Genomic DNA, 18,588 nt, shown 5'->3' on the forward strand with positions numbered 1-18,588 from the left:
CAGCCATGAATCAGGTTCGGTTCAGCACAGTCCACGATCTGCTCGAGGCCTATCCGCTGGCGCGCTACGACGTCGGCAAGGCCGCTCCGGAAAAGCTGTCGCTGGACTTCCTTCAGGAGGCGGTTGATGCCGCCAACTGGCACCAGGCCGTATCCTTCTGCGCGTATCTGCTCCCCAGACGTGTGGCCGTCGCCTGGGGATGCCGCTCGTTGCGGCAGATGTTCGACCATGTCGACGGCAACGAAGCCAGGTCGCTCAACGTTGCGGAGACGTGGGTCCGGCAGCCGGACGAGCAAACGCGCAACAAGGCGCTGGCGGTCGGCAATGCCAACGATCCTGAACAGCCGGCGACCTGGTTGGCGCTGGCGGCCGGCTGGTCCGGCGGCAGCGTCGTTCCCGCGGAATTTGCCCCGGTCGAAGCCAAGCCGGATCAGACGGCGCGGGCGGTTCGTGCGGCCGTGTTGATAGGCTTCTGCAGACTTCCTCGCGCGTCCCAGGACCGAATAATGACGACATGCCTGGAGGATGGTATTCAATTGGCACGCGGCGAACCGCGCCCTCCGCGCTGACGAGATGTTGTGATGGTGCTTCGCTTCAACATCGAGAACGAGACGAACCTTCCCGACGGCGGACCTGTGTCATTTGCGGTCACCGGCCGGCGTTCGGTCGACATCGGCCGGGATCGTCACCTCGACTGGACGTTGCCCGATCCGTCCCGGATGATTTCGGGAAAGCATTGCGAGGTCCATTATCGCGACGGCGGCTACTGGTTGAGCGACGTGTCGACCAACGGCACTTTTCTCAATGGTGCCGACCAGCGCATGCGAGGCGCGCACCGGCTGCGCAACGGCGACCGGCTCGTCATCGGCCACTATGTCATCGTGGTTTCGCTGGACCTGGATGAGCCTGGTGAGGCCTCACCCAGCCATGGCGCGCAGCAGCAGGCTCCTCTCGCGCGGCAACATGCCGATTACCAGGAGCTCTGGGCCGCCGATCGCGACGTGCCACCGCCGATCGACCCGCAGCAACTGAAGAAGCCGCGCGAGGCTGCGCGACCCATCAATCCGGAATTCCTCGACTGGGCGGCGAGCGTTCCGCCGGCGGGGGTGGACCCCGTCCGGTACTCGCCGCAGTTGCCGCAACGCGAGCCGCCCGTGCACGACGACATGAGCTGGGCAGCCGGGCCGGTCGCCGCGCCGAAACCGCCGGCCGACCTTCTGCACGCGATGCCGACACCGCGCCGACCGTCCGTATGGGCCGATGAGGAAGCGGCTGCCTCGCCACCGCCGGCGCCGCCGCCGCAGATGGCGCCGCCACGCCCGCAAGCGACCGAGCCGGCTGCGGCCGCGTCGATCGGCAATCCCGAGTTCGCGCGCCTCGTGGCCCGTGCTGCCGGACTGCCGGACAACATCTTTGCCGGCAAGTCCGAGGCCGAACTCGCAGAACAGCTGGGTGTCATCCTGCGGATGACCGTGGAAAACATGATGGCTCTGCTGCAGGCGCGGACCCAGGCCAAGCAGCTGACGCGCAGCACCAGTCAAACCACCATCCAGGCGATCGAAAACAATCCGCTGAAATTCTCGCCCACCGTGGAAGATGCGATGCGCATCCTGTTTGGACCGCCGACGCGCAGCTATCTCGATGCGCCGCACGCGTTCGCCCAGGGTTTCAGCGATCTCAAATCGCATCAGCTCAAGACCTACACTGCGATGCAACACGCGGTCAGGGGATTTGTTGCCAGTATCGATCCGACCCTGATGGCGCGGGAGCTCGAGCTGCAGCGCGGCGCCAGATCCTTTTTCGGCTCGAACAAGAGCAAGCTCTGGGATGAATTCTTGACGCGCTGGAAAGCGCATCTCGGCCGTGACGAAAGCGCGCCGATCGATACCTTCATGCTGCATTTCTCGGAATTTTACGACCGCGCGGACAAATCGGGGTCGAAGTGAACCGTCGGTGACGATGCCGTCGCCGGTCATTGCCAAGTGGATGTAGGAATGTCTTGGTACAGCAAGGTTTTCTGGTCGGAAGGTTTGTTTCTGCGGCCGCATCATCTGCAGCAGAACGATCGATATCTTGAGCATCTGCTGGAAAAGCGCGTTCGCTACACGACGCCGTACCCCTGGGGCTTTGCCCAGCTCGAGATCGATAGCGACCTTACTCAACAGAGCAAGTTCGCGGTGCGCAGCGCGACCGGCGTCATGCCCGATGGAACACCGTTCGACATTCCTGCGGACAGTCCGATCCCGGAAGCCATCGAAGTGCCGGAGTCCGCCGCTGGCCAGATCGTGTGGCTGATGATGCCGGTCGCGGCCCCGAACACACGCGAGGTGGACGAGGACAGTACCGATAGCGCCAGCCGCTACGTTCGAACCTCCGAAACGTTTATCGATTCAACCTCGGCGCTGCGCATCGAGGAGGAGATCGACATCGTCTATCCGCGGCTGTCGTTCGAGCTGCGCAAGACCAGCAAGCCCGGATACATGGGTCTCGGCATCGCGCGCATCCTCGAGGTTCGCGACAAGAACATCCTGTTCGACGACAAGTTCGTGCCGCCGATGCTGGTCTGTGCCGCACATCCGGTCGTCGACGGCTGGCTCAACCGCATCATCGGCTGGGTCGAGACCAAGCTCGACGAGCTGGCGCGCTACGCTGTCGATCCTTCGTCCGGCGGCGGATTGCAGAGCGTCGATTATCTGGTGTTGCAGGTGCTGAACCGGACCATTCCCGTGCTGACGCATTTCAAGCGGTCCGGCAGCGTGCATCCCGAGCGGCTGTACGAGGAATTGCTGAGATTTGCCGGTGAGCTTGCGACCTTTGCGACGACGGAACGGCGCGCGCGGGACTACCCGGCCTACGATCACGACAACCTCGAATACGTCTTCACGCCGCTGGTGCGCGACATCCAGGACTTCCTGAGCGCGCGGTTGGGCAGGCGGGCGATCCGTCTCGAGATCATCGAGCGCGCCCAGAACGCATTCGTCTCGCCGATCCGCGACCGGGCGCTGTTCCGGAATGCGACCCTCGTGCTGGAGGTCGCCGCGCGGCGGCCTCTGGTGGAGATCCAGAACGACTTCCCGCATCTGTTCAAGGTCGGGCCCAATACCAAGATGACCGAGATCGTGCACGCAAACCTGCCGGGCCTGACGCTGGTGCATCTGCCGACGCCGCCGCCGCACATCCGGGCCATCACGGATCACGTCTATTTCTATCTCGATCGCAAGTCGCCGCTGTGGCCCGAGTTCAGCACGGCGGCTTCGATCGGGATGCATTTTTCCGGCGACTGGCCGGAACTTGAGTTGTACCTTTGGGCCATCCTGGAAGAGCGGCCATGACCGACAGGGACAAGCCGGTGAATCCTTTCGGTCGCGGTGAGCGGACGATCATTCGTCCGAACCCCGGCGGGAAGGTGCAGCCGGCTCCGGCTCCTCAACCTCCGGCGGGCGAGGGGCCTGCAAGCCGGCCGGCTTACTCGCCGTCGCCGATGGCATCGCCCGGCGCCCCTTCGCCGCCATCGTTTTCTCCCGTGCCGCCCGGTGCGAACTACGCCGCCCCGCCGACCAGCCAGCCGTCGGAGGAATGGATTTCGACCCCGGCGCAGGCGCAGGCGCAGCAAGCGATCCTGCCGCCCGGACCGCCGTTGCGGGTCGACGATCTGGTCGCGCCAAACGCCAATCCGGTGATGCGCGCCGGCGGACCTCTGCTGCAGCTGCTGGGCCGGCTGCGCGTCGCGCTGATGCGGGCGTCGTTCGCAAGCCTGATGGAACAGGTCGCCGACGCCATCAAGTTCTTCGAGAAGGATATCCGGTCGGCCGGCATTTCCGAGCACCAGGCCAATACGGCGAAGTATATCCTGTGCGCGACTGCCGACGATATCGTGCAGCATATCCCGACCGACGATCGCCACGTCTGGGCCCAATACTCGATGCTCAGCCGGTTCTTCGGCGAGCGCGTGGGCGGCGTGCGTTTCTTCGAGATCCTCGACCATCTGAAGACCGATCCGCTGGTCAACTATCCGGTGCTCGAGCTGCAGCACGCCTGCCTTGCGCTGGGCTTCCAGGGCATTCACCGGACATCGCCGGGTGGACTTGCGAACCTCCAGGTGATCCAGCGCAATCTCTATGAAACGCTGCGCCGGGTTCGGCCGAAGCCGACCAACGATTTGTCGCCACATTGGCGCGGGCAGGCGCTGGCCGGTCGGCGAACGCGCCTGCGTGTTCCCGTCTGGCTGGTGGCGGCCGTGGTCGCCGCGCTGCTGACGGGCACCTATTTCGTCCTCCGGACCCTGCTGGCCGGCCGCGCGGAAAATGCCGCGGAGGTGGCGCTGGCATTGCATCCCGGCGATCCGATCGAGCTCAAGCGCCGCGTCGTCGCTCCGCCGCCGCCTCCGCCTCCACCGCCGCCGCCGGATCGCATCACCCAGCTGCAGCGCATCCGCAACGCGCTCGCCAAGGAGAAGACCGCCTGCGCCATGACGGCGGACCAGACGGCAAGCTTCATCGTGATCAGGGTCTGCGACCTCGCATTGTTCTCCTCGGGCCAGGCGACCATCCTCGATGGCTTCAAGCCGATTGCGGCCCGCGTTGCGGCGACGCTCGACAAGGAGCCTGGGCGAATCCGGGTGGTCGGGCACACCGACAGCTCTCCGATCCGGACCGTGCGTTTCCCCTCGAATTTCGAGTTGTCGGTCGAGCGCGCCAAGGCGGTTGCGGCCGCGCTGAAGCCCGGCCTGACCGATGGCTCGCGCATCGATGTCGACGGCAAGGGCTCGGATTCTCCAATCGGCAGCAATTCGACGCCCGAGGGCCGCGCCAAGAACCGTCGGGTCGAGATCTTCATCGAACGCAGCGAATAGGCAGACGCGACAAGCTCACGCGATATGCGACAGGTACGGGTCAATGCTCGCTAAGGACATTCTTCGCATCGTTCTCTATGGAGTCGGGCTCAGCTCGCTCGGGGCGGTGATCTACCTTGCCGGTCCCTTCATCGCCTTCGGCGACTGGCGGCCGCTGGAAAATCACATCGTCCGCCAGATCGCGATCCTGCTGCTCGGCGCCGCGGCGGCAGGCGTCACCGGCCTTCATTTCTTCAAGCGACGCAAGAGTGCCAATGAGATCGCCGAAGGCATCAGCGGCGCGGATCAGCCCGTCAGCGACGAGCCCGTGCTCAAGGAGCGCATGAAGGATGCGCTCGCAACGCTCAAGACCGCGAGCGGCAACAAGTCCGGCTATCTCTACGATCTGCCCTGGTACGTCATCATCGGCCCGCCCGGTGCCGGCAAGACCACGGCGCTGGTCAATTCGGGGCTCAAGTTTCCGCTCGCGCGCGGAGCGACGCCGGCGGCGATCGCCGGGGTCGGCGGTACACGCTACTGCGACTGGTGGTTCACCGACGAAGCGGTGCTGATCGATACCGCCGGTCGGTATACGACCCAGGATTCCAACAGCAAGGCCGACAAGGAGAGCTGGCTGTCCTTCCTGGACATCCTGAAGAAGAACCGGTCGCGCCAGCCGATCAACGGCGTTCTGGTCGCAATCAGTCTGGAAGATGTGCTGACGCTGCCGAAGCAGGAACTCGCGCTGCATGCCGATGCGATCAGGATGCGGCTGCTTGAGCTGCATCAGAGGCTGAAAGTGAGCTTCCCGGTCTATGCGCTGTTCACCAAGGCCGATCTCGTCGCCGGCTTCACCGAGTATTTCGCGTATCTCGGCGAAGCCGGGCGGCGCCAGGTCTGGGGCGCCACCTTCCAGACCGGCGACAAGACGCAGAATCTGGTGGGGCAGATCCCAGTCGAGTTCGATCGCCTGCTGGAGCGCCTGAGCGAGGAGACGCTAGACCGCCTGCAGGACGAGCCGACACCGCAGCATCGCGTGCAATTGTTCGGCTTCCCGGCGCAGATGGCGCGGCTCAAGCCGCAAATCCACGATTTCCTCAACCAGATTTTCGAGCCGACGCGGTATCACGTCAACGCCAATCTCCGTGGGTTCTATTTCACGTCGGGCACGCAGCAGGGCACGCCGATCGATCAATTGATCGGATCCCTGGCGCGCACATTCGGCGCGGAGGAGGTCGGTGCAGGATCCTACTCCGGGACCGGCAAGAGCTACTTCCTCGGCGATCTGATCTCGAAGGTCATCATCGGCGAGGCTGATTGGGTTTCGACCGACCGCGCCGCGGTGCGTCGCGCCTTGATCCTCAAGACCGCGGCATTCTCGGTGATCGGTCTGGTGGCGATCGGACTGATCGTTGCCTGGCTGACCAGCTACAAGCGCAACTCCGATCTGATCGAGCAGAGCCTGCAGGCCGATAGCGAGTATGCCGCTGCGGGCGCGCCGCTGATCAAGCAAACGCTGATCGCCGACCATGATCTCGACAAGGTGCTGCCGCTGCTCTATCGCCTGCGCAACGCGCCTGCGGGCTATGCCTCGCGCAATGAACCGGTAGCGTTGTCGGCGCGCTACGGTCTCAGTCAGCACGCACGCCTGCTGTCACCTGCGAAGGCCGCCTATCACACCGCGCTCGAGCGCATGTTCAGGCCGCGCTTGCTGTACCGTCTGGAAGAGCAACTCAATGCGCGCATCAACGAGCCGGCCTTCGTCTATGAGGCGCTGAAGGTCTACCTGATGCTTGGCGGGCTGCAGTCGCCGGACCGGGAACTGATCCGCTCCTGGATGCAGCGCGACTGGGCGGACAACCTCTATCCCGGCGCGACCAATGCGGAAGGCCGGCGTCTGCTCGACGAGAATCTCACGGCGATGTTCGACCTCGAGACCGAGCAGGCGCCGCTGGTCGAACTCGACGGCCGGCTGATCAAGCAGGCGCAGAATTCGCTGGCCCGCCTCAGCGTGTCGCAACGCGCCTACGAGTTCCTGAAGTCGGAGGCGCGCGGATCGGCCGGCGGCGACTGGATCGCCAGCCGCCACGGCGGCCCGGACGTGACGGTCGTGTTCGAGACCACGAATGGGCAGCCGCTGGACAGCGTGCGGGTGCCCGAGTTCTTCACCTACAACGGCTTCCAGCAGAAGTTCATCGCCCGGCTGCCCGGCTTGTCGGAGCGCATGAAGCGGGAGCGGTGGGTTCTGGGCGACGCCGGCCAGCAGTCGGCGATCGACCAGCAATACGACAATCTGGCCGGCGATCTGCTCAGCATCTATTCGAACGAGTTTGTCACGACGTGGCGCACCGCGCTCGGCAGCCTGCGGCTGAAGAAATTGCTTGCCGACAAGCCGAAATACGAGGTGCTGAGGGCGCTTTCGGCACCGACCTCGCCGATGCGCCAAATCCTCGAGTCGGTCCGCGACGAGACGATGCTGACCAAGGAACGCCCGAAGCCGGCGAGCGGCGCCACGCCCGCGGCGGCCGGGGCGCCGCCCGCGGCCACCACGCCGGCGCTGTTCAACAATGCCCAGGATGGTACGCCCGGCGCGTCGATCGAGTCGCAGTTCAAGCCCTACCATGCGGTGCTGGAAGGCGAGAGCACGCGGCGGCCGATCGACTCGACGATCGCAAACCTCAACGACATCGCGCAGAACCTGACGCTGATGGTCGAGAATCCCCAGCTCACCGCGCAGGCGACTGCGGGGCTTCAGACCCAGGTTGCAGCGTTGCGTAACAACGCCTCGCGCATGCCGCCACCGTTTTCCGACATGCTGCGGGCGGCGGCCGGGGAATTCGAAGGCAGCATCGCCGCGTCCACCGCCGGACAGATCCTGCAGTCGTTGCGCGATCAGGTCACGCCGGTCTGTCAGCAGACGGTGACCAACCGCTATCCGTTCGTCCGGAGCAGCGGTCAGGAGGTCCCGCTCGCGGACTTCGCCAAGCTGTTCAGCCCGAATGGCATCATGGACAAGTTCTTCACCCAGTTCCTGGCGCCTTACGCCGATACGTCGCGCTCGGATTGGGTCTGGCGCAAGGAAAGTCCGGTCGGACGGTCGTTCTCGCCCGACACGCTGAAGCAGTTCCAGAATGCCGCCTATATCCGCGACGCCTTTTTCCAGACCGGCGGCGCCGTGCCGGCGGTGTCGTTCGCGATCCGGCCGCCGGGGGCGGCTGGACCGGGCATTACGGTCAAGACCGAGATCGGCGGCACCACGATCACCAGTCCCACGACGCCCGGACCAGCCGCTGCTCCATCCATGTTCGGCGCGCCGCAACCCGCCGCGCCACCGCCACCGCCGCAAACCAATTCGCCGACCACGGTGCTTTGGCCCGGCCCATCGCCGCGGACCGCAATTTCAGTCAGCAACGAGACCGGCTCGCCGTCCGTACTCGAGCGCATCGGCCCCTGGTCGCTGTTCCGCATGCTGGAGGCGGGGTCGCTGGTCGCCAAGGCGGAATCCGCCAGCGCAACTTTCATCGTCGCCGGTCGCGAGCTCAACTACCAGATCTCGACCGGATCGTTGCGCAATCCGCTGAATTTGTCAGTGCTCCGCGAGTTTCGTTGCCCGACCGGAATTTGACCATGCGATGCGGCTTATTCGGCAAGATCGGCGCGAAGCGTGATTTCATCGCGATCGCGACCCCGCGCAGCTTCCTGGAAGTCTGGGAGCCGTGGGTGCAGGCCGGCATCTCCGCAAGCCGCCATCAACTCGGCGCCTCCTGGCAGGAAGCATTCCTGACCGCGCCGGTCTGGCGCTTCTGGCTTGGCGGTGCAATCTGCGGCACTACGGTTGCAGGAGCGATCATGTCGTCGCTCGACGGCGTCGGGCGATACTATCCATTGACGCTGCATGCGGTGATGGATCGTGACGCCGGGTTGCCACCGCCGAACATCGATCCGCAGGACGCGTGGTTCGAGCAGGTGGAGACATTTCTGCTCTCGACGCTGGACCGCGCCGCGACGTTCGAACAGATCTCCGATGCGCTGGATCGTCTCGCGCTCCCGCGTCTGCGGGCGCCGGGCAGTGACGGGCCGTCGATCGTGTCGCTGGGCGACGCCGCCTCCGCAATGGTTTCGACGGCTGACGGGTTTGCCGAGTCGTTCGGATCGCTCTGCGTCGCCAACCCCCAGATCCATGCCGCAGCCAGCTTCTGGTGGACCGCCGGCGGCGAAGGCTTCTCGCCTCTCGCGCTGTGTTGCCGCGGACTGCCGGATCCCTTTCACTATTCCATGCTGCTGACCGGCGACCTCGGCCGCGCGGCATCCGGAGCGGGGTGACAAGCGATGGCACACTCACCGCCCTTGTTTGATGTCGGTAGCGTCACTCACGCCGGACGGGTGCGGGAGCGGAACGAGGATTCATGCCTGGTGCGAACCGATGTCGGCCTGTGGGCGGTCGCTGACGGCATGGGCGGTCATGAGGCCGGCGATCTTGCCAGCGGCATCGTGGTGCAGTCGCTCGATGCCATCGGGGCACCGGACTCCGCGGCAGACCTTCTGGAGCAGTGCGAGACGCGTCTGTTCAGTGCCAACCAGCAGATTCTCGCTCTCAGCCGCGCGAGGCAGGGGGCCATCGTCGGGACGACGACGGCAGTTCTGCTGGTTCGCGATGATCATTATGCCTGCATATGGGCAGGCGACAGTCGGGTGTATCTGATCAACCGCGACGGCATCATCCAGGTGTCGCACGATCACAGCGAACTGGAAGAACTGATTGCCGGCGGCACGGTATCGCGCGAAGAGGTCCAGGACTGGCCGAACAACGCCATCACCCGGGCTGTCGGCGTTGTCGCCGATCCGGAGTTCGAGGTCGTGACCGGTCCGGCCGAGCCGGACGACGTCTTCGTGATTTGCAGCGACGGCTTGACCCGACACGTGCAGGACGACGAGATCCAGAAATACGCGGCGACGCGGACGGCGCAGGCGGCCTGCGACGACATGCTCGCGCTCGCCCTTGACCGTGGCGGCCTCGACAATGTGACGATCGTGATCGTGCGGCTGCTGGCACCACGCGCTACGGAGACCACGCGAACGCCGCTCGATCGGGAGCCGCGCGCATGACCGCGAACGATCCGTTTCGACCATCCTACCGCGGGGTGCAGGCCGGAACCCGGCTCAACGGCATTTACGAGATCGAAGCGATGATCGGGGCCGGCGGCATGGGGGAGGTCTACCGCTGCCGCGAAATCCAGACCGGCTCGCCTGTTGCGGTCAAGATGCTGCTGCCGGACATGGTCGACAACGAGGCGGCGCTTGCGCTGTTTCGCCGGGAGGCCGCGGCACTCCACAATCTTCCGCACGAAGCGATCGTTCGGTACTTCCTGTTCACGGTCGAACCGGTGCTGCAGCGACCTTATCTCGCGATGGAATTCGTGAATGGGCGTTCGCTGTCGAGCATGCTCGACGATGGGCCGCTGACCTTCGAGGCATTGATCAAGCTGATGCAGCGGGTCGCATCGGGCCTGGATGCCGCGCACGAGCACGGCATCATCCATCGCGATGTGTCCCCCGACAACATCATCGTGCCGCTGGACGACGTGAGGCGGGCGAAGATCATCGACTTCGGGATCGCCCGGTCTACCCAGATGGGCGACAAGACCATCATCGGCTCCGGCTTCGCGGGCAAGGACAACTACGCATCGCCGGAACAGGTCGGCCTGTACGGCAATGAGGTCACTGCGAAGTCCGACGTCTACAGCCTTGGCCTCGTGCTGTTCCATGCCTTGACCGGGCAGAAGCTCGATATGGGCGGCAGCCAGTTTCAACTGGTCGAGAAACGCCGGCGTGTGCCTGATCTCGGCGCGGTGGACATGCGGATCAGGCCGCTTCTCGAGCGGATGCTGCAGCCAGACCCGGCCTTGCGCCCGACCATGGCGGAGGTCGCCGGCTGGTCGCCGTCAGCTTCTGCTCAGCCGTCGGCCGCGCCGCTGTCCGGCTTCGATCCGCTGGCGAAGGACGCCGGAACGTCGGCGCAGCGGGAATCTGCATCATCGACCACGCGGAACAGGCGCGGCATCTGGCTCGGCACCGGCGTCGTCGCGCTGCTGCTTCTGCTGGGGGGCAGTGGGTACGCCTTCTATAAATTCGTCTGGTCGGCATCCCGCCTTGCGGCCTTGCCGCCACCTCCGAAACTTGCCGGCACAACGACCGCGCCGAAGATCGAGCCGCCTCCGCTACGGCCGGCGCGTCAGGAGCCGGACAAGCTGCCGTCTCAGCCGACGGTGACGCCGACGCCGTCTTCGTCGCCCGATGGGCCGGGCCGGGCCGATCGCATCCGCAAATACGTCGCGCAATATGCGGGCGGCGACTGCTTCTTCATCCTGCCTGTTGCGGTGAGCTCGAGCGCCGCCGTCATCGAAGGATTCGGCGCTTCCACCGCCCCGTTCGATACGTTCGACAAGGCGTTCCGGAAGGAGCAGGGATTTGAAGCTTCGGTCGGTGTCAGGCAGGTCACGCAGGCACAATGTCCGGCCGTCAAGTTCCTCGGGCAAGTCGGGAGTGATCAAGCGCGGACACCGCGCATCAATCTGTCGGCGACGGAACTGAAGGTTGGCGAAACCCTGAACGGGACCATCGAGAATTTCGCCAACCGGGTGGTGGAACTGCTTCTCGTCACGGATCGCGGCGAGGTGCAAAGCCTGTCCTACCTCCTGAAGCCGGGCATCGACTCGCTGTCGTTTACTCTGCCGATGGCACGCACCAGCGGTCCGCAGTTGCTGTTGGTCGTTGCCGCGCCGCGGGTTCTCGACTCGTTGCGCCAACCGCGACCGATGGCGGCCGACACATTCTTCCTGCAGGCGATGAGCGAAGCGCAGCGCGGCAACGTGACCCTCACTGCAGCCGCGCGTTATGTGATGCTCACGAACTGAGTTCCCTTAGAACTTGCCGATCACCAGGATCTTCAGGTCGGCATCCGGCTTGAAGTCACTTGCCGTGAATTGGCGCCCGTTGCTGGCAGCGGACGACTTCAGCCGCCCTGGACAAAAGCTGACCAGACGATCATCGCTGCCCGCGTCGATCGTCAACGTGAAGGATCGGATCGGGCCTGCCCAGTTCGCGCCGGTCTTCAGCACGTAGGAAATGCGCCGCTCCTGCAGCTTAGCCGTGTTGTCCTGGCTTTTGCCGGCGCGCTTGTCCAATTCGGCAAGAAAAGCGTCCGTAACGCAATATTCCTTCTTGTATCGTTCAACTTCCGGACGGAGTGCTGCGCTGCCCCGCAGACCCGAGCGCAAGACCGTGTCCGGGCTGGTGCCGACGCTGGGACGATATTGGTGTTCGACAACGACAGTGCGCGCAGGTGGAAACTCTTGCTCGCGAACGGCTGACGTCCTGGTGATCCAGCCGGGCGTGTATTGCTGGCGGCCGTTGTCGCTCATGCCCGCAGGCATCAGAAGGCCGGAATCGATCAGCTTCGTCCGGGTGGCCGCCGGCAGTTCGGCGACCCGGATTTCCCGATCGCCGAGCGGCAAGAGGGGCAGCTTGAACTGACGGAGAACGGCGCTGACGTCCTTGTCGCCGACCATGGCGCGCTGGTCGATGGTCAGCGGCGCCGGGTTGCCGTCGATCTTTGTCTCGAACGCGACGAAGTTGACCGGATCGCTCGATGGAAGCGCAATGTTTTCGGCTTCGGACAGATCGATGTCGGGAAGCGGAAAGGCGACGGTGAGCGTCACCGGCTTGCTCGTCTGGTTGACGAACTCGTAGCGAACGCTGACCCTGTCGAGCCCGATACGAAGGTCCTCGCTCGCCATGGCCACGTCCTTGGTGCGGACGAGTTGCAGCCCGCCGATGGACAGTTCGGCGGCGGAATCGTTCGCCCGTGCCGGCCAGCTGGTTGCGGCCAGCAGGGCGATCACCATGGCTCTCGATCGCAATGACGGGCCGCTTAACGCTCTGTTCACCATACCGGCCTCCATGCGGCTCTGCAGCGTGGATCGGTGTGGTTCAATCGATCGCCTGATAGAGGTCTCCCCATTCCGGCTTCCAGATGCCGTCCGGGTCGCACACCACGATCGCGAGCTTCATGTCATTGGCGAGCCGGATCGCGCCGCGAAAGGCGTCCTGGGCCGGCAATTGGGCGCTGACCTGGTTGCTGCTCAGCCGTCCCCCGCTGGCGGCGGCGGGCAACACGACCGATCCCGAGGCGCCGTCACCGTCGCGCTTCAAGATCAGGGTAATCGCATCGGGCTGGATCTCGTGCACTTGCTCAAATCTGTTCTTGGCCATGGGTTTGCACTGCAGGCTGAAGGGGTTCGGACGATCACCGTCCAGTGAGAGAATTGAACGGGATCGAGGCGGCTCACCACTAATTGACGCCGCACTTTTGCGGTCCTGGATTAGTCGGACTGACGCTCCGTTCGGTTCGGTGGCATTGAGGCGGGAAATGTTTCGTCGTTCTAGCTGGATCTGGCCCTTGGTCGTCGGCACAGCCATCGCCGCCACCGGCGCAAGGGCCGACGATGCCGTCGTGCGAAGCTTTGCCGGCGGCTCGGCCGCCTCCATGGTCGGGATCGTTCCGGCCAGCGAGGACGTCGAACTCGGCGGTCCGCAAGCACTCAGCGCCGACGGGCAGGGCAACCTGTTCGTCCTCGATCAGGTCAACGGCCGCATCCTGCAGTTCGACCCCAAACAGCCCAGCGTGGCTCCCGACGTCCTGAAGATGCCGGGTGATGTCCAGCCCACCGACCTCGTCGTTCACAACGACGACATCATGGTTTGGGACGGCGGCGTGCGCGTGCTGAAGGCGGCACCGGGGCAGTCCACCCGCGGCCTGGGCGGAGATGAGATCCAGCTCGAGGAAGTCTCTTCCCGCGGCACCGACGACCAGGTCGCCGTTTCCGCCTTTGCCCAGATGGGCTCGCAGGCGCTGAGCAGCCCAACCGATCTGCTCGATCAGAACACCCGCGCGGCCATCGTGAAGACGACGCGACAGCCCGACCGGCAGTACATCGCCTCGCGCAGCAAGGGATCGGTGATCGCCGATATCATTCCCGACAAGGGCAATACCAGCGTGCGGGTCGAAATCCAGACCATGGTCACCAACGAGACCATCGGCCAGCTCGGGCTGCGCGTTCGCAACCAGCTCGGCACCGTCGAGTTCCTCGAGATCGACAACAGCGACCGCTTCTACGTGCTGGCCGAGGACATTCCGCCGTCGGGCAAGAATGCCGCGACGTTCGTCGCGCGCTATGCCGCGAACGGACGCCTTGAGGGCATCTACGAGTTGCCGCTGGAGAACACCCCCGTCACCCGGCGGTTCGTCACCATCTCGGGCGACGGCGATGTCTATTTTCTGCGCACCAAGCCGGATGGCGTCGAGGTGGTCGGCGTCGGGTTCCGGCCGCTGGGCAACGTGTCCGTCATCGACGTCAGGCCATCGCGCACTGCAGCCGCGCCGTCGGCGCGGCCGGAGGTCAAGTTCAATGCGACCGCAGCGGTGCGGCCGTCCAATCGCCAGCAGGCGATCGAGACCGCGTTTGCATTTGAGGGCGTCCAGTGGCGGTTGACGCCGGCGAATTACGGCAGCGATCCGGACAGCCAATGCTCCGGTTTCAGCCGCATTCGCCGTCCCTGGTATCTGCAGGGCAAGGTCAACCAGGAAGTGCGCGGCGTGCCCTATTGCTGGGGTTGCCACGGTTCGTTGGCGAATTTCCGGCAGCGGATCGAAAGCGGGACGCTGGCGGGCAATGTGTGCACGCGCAATGCGCCGCGTCCGGATGTGGCCGGCGTCGACTGCTCGGCCTTCGTCAGCGCGACGTGGGGCCTCTCCGTCCACTACACGACCGCCGCCATCCCCGCGATCGCCTCACCCGTCGGCAACCCATGGGATCTGAAGCCTGGCGATGCCCTGAACAAACCCGGTTCCCACGTGATGCTGTTCCTGCGCTTCACGCCGGACCGCAAGGCCGAAGTCATGGAATCCTCGACGGGCGGCTGCAACGGCCGTGTCTGCCGCAACGTCTATCCGCTGGCGAGCCTGCTCGCGCGCGGCTACGTCCCGGTCCGCTTCCGCGCCTTCGCTGACGATCAGACGGCGGTTTCCGCGAACGCCTATCAAGAGACCGAGGCGCCGGCCGGCCGCAAAGCCGCGGCCAAGCGGCGCTGAACCTCGGGTCTTGCCGAGGCTACAAATGAACATGGATTACTGCCTCCAAGCTGGGGCAGGCCTAGTTGATATCGAGGTCAATCACGATGCGACGGCTCAGGAGCTTTGATCAGAAGACCGGTTGGCTGTTTGCCGCCATCCTGCTCGCCACGTTGATTGGCCTGCCGCTCCAGCGCGCGCATGCGGCAGGCGAGTTGTCGATCAGCAACCCGGAGGGTGCTGCTTTCCGCGCTCTCGTCATCGGCATCGATGACTATCAGCACGTCCGCAAATTGAAGGGCGCGGTCGCCGATGCAAATGACATCGTGTCCAGCCTGAGGACGATGGGCGTGAGCGATGTGGTCGAATTGACCAACGCGCAGGCCGACAGGGCGAGCGTGCTGCGTGAGATTAGCTCATTGGTGGAGCGGACCAAGAGCAACGATCTCATCTTCCTGTCGATCGCAGGTCACGGCACGCAGGAGCCGGAGCGCGTCAAGGGCTCCGAACCGGACGGCATGGAGAACGTGTTCCTGCTGCCCGAGTTCGCCACCACGCCCACCGGCTCGGCCCAGCGTATTCTGGGCAGCGAGTTCAACCATTTCATCCGGCAGTTCGAATTGCGCGGTGCGAAGGTGATCTTCGTCGCGGATACCTGTCACGGCGGCGGAATGGTGCGCGATATCGATCCGCGTGCGGCGGAAATGAGCTTCCGGCAGGTGCCGCGCTATACCCTTCTGGTCGACGAATTGAAGCCGGTGTCGAACAGCGACGATCCGAAGTCCGAGCTGGATCTCGACCACACGGCGTTCCTCGCCGCGGTGGATCGCCACACCAAGGCGCCGGAAGTGCGGATCCCCGGGATCGACGGCCTGCGCGGCGCCTTGAGCTATGCGGTTGCCCGGGCTGTGGAGGGCAGCGCGGATATCAATCATGATGGCAAGGTGACCCTGAAGGAGTTGTTCAGCAATGTCCGGCAGGTGGTCTATCAACTGTCCGACCAACGCCAGAACATCGTGACGATATCGTCGCAGGCGCAGGCGCCGGAAACCGAGGTGGCCTTTGAACTGACACGTGGCGTGGTACTGATCCAGGGGGCCACCGCGCGAGCGGCCTCCAGTCAGACTGCGACGGCCGCGCCTGCCGCGGGAAAGCCGCCCTTACCAGCGGCCGTCACGGCGAAATCGCCGACCGCTCCAACCACCACGGCTGCCGCGACCAGTCCGGCCGCGCCCAGCGCCGCATTGCCGCCCTTCCGCCTCACCACGCCGATCCGGCTTGCTTCGCTTGACGGCAAGACGAGCTACTTCGACAGCGTCAAGCCGCAGGACGCCGGTGTGCAGGCCGTTCAGCCGACCGACAATCCCGACCTGATCTGGGATCCCGTATCCCACGATGTGATCGCGTGGGGCGACGTGGTCGCCTATGGAGTCGACGTTGCCGGATTGACCACTGTGGTCAACAGGACCGCGGCGATCCGCGAGCTCAAGCGCATGGCGACGCGGTCACCGCAACTGATGCGGATCTGGCCGGACGATCGGCAGCAGCGCAGCGGCCAGACCGTCGAGGTCGAATTGTCCGATGTCGGTTCTCGGGCGGTGCTGCTCTTCAACGTCTCCGGCGATGGGACCATCCAGATGCTGTATCCGGTGGGATCTGACGCCGCGCTGGCTCGATCCGCGAACCTGCGGCTGCCGCTTCGGGTGGGCGAGCCGTTCGGTGCCGAGCAGGTCGTTGCGGTGACCTCGGAGCAGCGCATGGTCGATCTCGAGACGGTCCTGATGCAGCTCAACCGCCGCCGCGCCTCGGGGCAGGTGATCAAGAGCCTCGAACGCTACCTGCCGGCGGACGCGCGGATCGCATCAATCGGCTTCTTCAGCGTTCCCTGACAATCGTGGAAAAGGCGGGTCATGTCGCCAGCGGAACGGATTTGCCGCAATCGATCATGGCTCGCAATCGCGTTGTTGCTGGCGGGAAGCGGCGCCGCGTCCGCAGCTCCGCTGCCACCGGCTTTTCCATCTGCGAACGCGACGATCGCCCCGTTGCTCTGGCGCGTACAGGCCCCACGTGGCTCGGCGAATGCCGCCAGTGTGTCGCTTGAAATCCTGCCGGGTCCAACCGTCAATATCGGCGGCAAGGTGTCGTTCGGCGTGACCGCCAGGAAGCCGGGATATCTCATCCTGGTGGATGTCGATGCGGAGGGACGCATGTCCCAGATCTTTCCGACCGCAGAGCTCTTGGCCCAGTCGGCCGAGCGCGACATGAACCTTGTCAAGCCTGGCGTCCAGTTCGTCGTTCCGACGCCGGCGGCACAACAACGCGGCTTTGAGTATGTCGTCGCGCCGCCGACCGGGTCCGCCGTTATCGTCGCGATCCTGAGCGAGCGGCGTGTGCAATTGCTCGACCTGCCTGACATTCAGCGCAAGCTTCAGGAGCCGGCCGACACGCTGAGCTATCTGTCGGATTGGACCCGTGAGCTGCGTGTGCCGGACAGCGGCAGCGGAAAGCTGATGCCGAACAACTGGTCGTTCGACATCAAATCATACGCGATCAAGTAGGTCGGCAGTCGCGGGGTTACAGCCTGCTCAGGCGGCTGAAGAAGCCGCCGCGCGCGATCATGTAGTGAATGTCTTTCGGGAAGGGGAAGGCTTCGCGAACATTGGAAATTGCCTGCCGGACGAATTCCCCGTTCCGGGGCATCGGCTTGGAGTTAACCCGCGGTTGATCGGCGACTTGCGGGATCATGAAGCGATCGACGTAAGCCGGGTCCAGGTCGTTGACCCGGACCATCTGCCCAAATGCCGGAAACAGATCGTAGTGGCCGAGGCTGACGTTCAGATTCTTCAGTGCTGGACGCTGGGTCAGGGCTTGATTGCCGTCAGTCGTCGCCAGACCGCGCCCCATCAGATCCAGCTTCACGGACTGCGAGAGTGTCGTCGGACCATACATGACCTCGAGCTTGCTGCTGTTCTGGCTCGACAGCCAATTGTACCAGAACGTGGCGTCATCGGGTTGCGCCTTGACGCCGTACAGGCAGTCGAATCCCCAACATGCGCTCAGTTTCGACTGATACTTTCCGAGAGTCCCGACAAGATTGCGCATCGCGCCGCCGCCGCCGGAATGGCATGCGATGACGAGCTTGCCGACCTGCAGCTGGGGAAGAGCGTTCGCGGGACCAATGAAGTTGGCAAGCGCGCCAAGAATCTCCTCGAGATATTTTTCGCCCCATTTCGGCGTCGCCAGATCCTTTACGCTGTAGTTTCCGGCAAAACTGTCGCCGACCGCATATTCGTAGCCAAGGAATGGCGCGATGAGCACGACATCCTTGCCGGAGTCCCGGACCTGTTCGCGCAGCCGCGCAGGGTCATTGTGGAACAGGAATTCAGGGTTTTTGACGTAGAAGCCGTGCAGCCAGATCACGACGTCGAACTTGGTCGAGGCCGTTGCGTGTTTCGGCGGGAGATAGACCCCGGTCGGCTTCATGCCGGGCGCCGTCCGTTTCGTGAACAGCGTCACGCCTGGGAAGGCCCCGATATCCTTCTGCTCCAGTTCACACGCCACGCGGGTCGCTCCACTGCGGCCGGGCCCGACGCGGGCCCGGTCGACCTGAGGTGAATGCCGGCGTGGT

14 protein-coding genes are annotated in these 18,588 nt (G+C 64.5%); 11 read left to right on the forward strand and 3 right to left on the reverse strand.

All coding sequences use genetic code 11. The features are described from left to right. Positions 1–5: 5 nt before the first annotated feature. From JQ633_RS03365 to JQ633_RS03400, 8 genes are read left to right on the forward strand one after another with little or no spacing between them, the layout of a single operon-like run. Positions 6–569 carry a DUF6931 family protein gene (locus JQ633_RS03365; protein ID WP_211982329.1) on the forward strand — a complete coding sequence of 188 codons (564 nt, stop codon included), beginning with the start codon at positions 6–8 and terminating at the stop codon, positions 567–569. A 12-nt stretch (positions 570–581) separates the two neighbouring features. Further along, positions 582–1,946: a type VI secretion system-associated FHA domain protein TagH gene (tagH, locus tag JQ633_RS03370; RefSeq protein ID WP_211982331.1), complete on the forward strand. Its 1,365-nt coding sequence runs from the start codon at positions 582–584 to the stop codon at positions 1,944–1,946. Positions 1,947–1,994: 48 nt separating this feature from the next. Next, the gene (tssK, locus tag JQ633_RS03375) at positions 1,995–3,332 is read left to right on the forward strand and encodes a type VI secretion system baseplate subunit TssK (protein ID WP_211982333.1); all 1,338 of its coding nucleotides are present in this window, start codon (positions 1,995–1,997) and stop codon (positions 3,330–3,332) included. After that, a complete protein-coding gene (gene tssL / locus JQ633_RS03380; RefSeq protein WP_211982335.1) occupies positions 3,329–4,852 on the forward strand; it encodes a type VI secretion system protein TssL, long form in 1,524 nt (507 codons plus the stop codon). Before tssK ends, tssL begins: the two co-directional genes overlap by 4 nt. 43 nt (positions 4,853–4,895) lie before the next feature. Then, entirely contained in the window at positions 4,896–8,456 is a 3,561-nt protein-coding gene (tssM, locus tag JQ633_RS03385; RefSeq protein ID WP_211982336.1) for a type VI secretion system membrane subunit TssM, read from the forward strand. Then, a complete protein-coding gene (tagF, locus tag JQ633_RS03390; protein ID WP_211982338.1) occupies positions 8,453–9,154 on the forward strand; it encodes a type VI secretion system-associated protein TagF in 702 nt (233 codons plus the stop codon). The genes tssM and tagF overlap by 4 nt, the downstream gene beginning before the upstream one ends. A 6-nt stretch (positions 9,155–9,160) precedes the next feature. After that, positions 9,161–9,937 (forward strand): PP2C family protein-serine/threonine phosphatase, encoded by a 777-nt coding sequence (locus tag JQ633_RS03395; RefSeq protein ID WP_211982340.1) that lies wholly within the window; start codon positions 9,161–9,163, stop codon positions 9,935–9,937. Beyond that, positions 9,934–11,745 (forward strand): serine/threonine-protein kinase, encoded by a 1,812-nt coding sequence (locus tag JQ633_RS03400; RefSeq protein ID WP_211982342.1) that lies wholly within the window; start codon positions 9,934–9,936, stop codon positions 11,743–11,745. Before JQ633_RS03395 ends, JQ633_RS03400 begins: the two co-directional genes overlap by 4 nt. A 6-nt stretch (positions 11,746–11,751) precedes the next feature. Here JQ633_RS03400 and JQ633_RS03405 read toward each other — a convergent pair whose 3' ends face one another. After that, complete coding sequence (locus tag JQ633_RS03405; protein ID WP_211982344.1) at positions 11,752–12,735, reverse strand: DUF4424 domain-containing protein; 984 nt, start codon at positions 12,733–12,735, stop codon at positions 11,752–11,754. A gap of 85 nt (positions 12,736–12,820) precedes the next feature. After that, a complete protein-coding gene (locus JQ633_RS03410) occupies positions 12,821–13,102 on the reverse strand; it encodes a hypothetical protein (RefSeq protein WP_211982345.1) in 282 nt (93 codons plus the stop codon). A 157-nt stretch (positions 13,103–13,259) separates the two neighbouring features. Between JQ633_RS03410 and JQ633_RS03415 the strand changes: the two genes are divergently transcribed. The 3 genes from JQ633_RS03415 to JQ633_RS03425 all read left to right on the forward strand — a co-directional run bounded on the left by JQ633_RS03415 (position 13,260) and on the right by JQ633_RS03425 (position 17,518). Beyond that, the gene (locus tag JQ633_RS03415) at positions 13,260–14,981 is read left to right on the forward strand and encodes a hypothetical protein (RefSeq protein WP_211982787.1); all 1,722 of its coding nucleotides are present in this window, start codon (positions 13,260–13,262) and stop codon (positions 14,979–14,981) included. Positions 14,982–15,067: 86 nt separating this feature from the next. Next, complete coding sequence (locus tag JQ633_RS03420) at positions 15,068–16,849, forward strand: caspase family protein (RefSeq protein WP_211982347.1); 1,782 nt, start codon at positions 15,068–15,070, stop codon at positions 16,847–16,849. Positions 16,850–16,870: 21 nt separating this feature from the next. After that, positions 16,871–17,518 carry a DUF4384 domain-containing protein gene (locus JQ633_RS03425; protein WP_211982349.1) on the forward strand — a complete coding sequence of 216 codons (648 nt, stop codon included), beginning with the start codon at positions 16,871–16,873 and terminating at the stop codon, positions 17,516–17,518. A gap of 16 nt (positions 17,519–17,534) precedes the next feature. On the opposite strand, the gene JQ633_RS03430 is transcribed toward JQ633_RS03425, so the two are convergent. After that, on the reverse strand, positions 17,535–18,521 hold the full coding sequence (locus JQ633_RS03430; protein WP_349631509.1) for a hypothetical protein: 987 nt from the start codon (positions 18,519–18,521) through the stop codon (positions 17,535–17,537). Positions 18,522–18,588: the final 67 nt, after the last annotated feature.

This window comes from Bradyrhizobium tropiciagri (assembly GCF_018130505.1).
In the GTDB taxonomy this organism is placed as follows: domain Bacteria; phylum Pseudomonadota; class Alphaproteobacteria; order Rhizobiales; family Xanthobacteraceae; genus Bradyrhizobium; species Bradyrhizobium tropiciagri_B.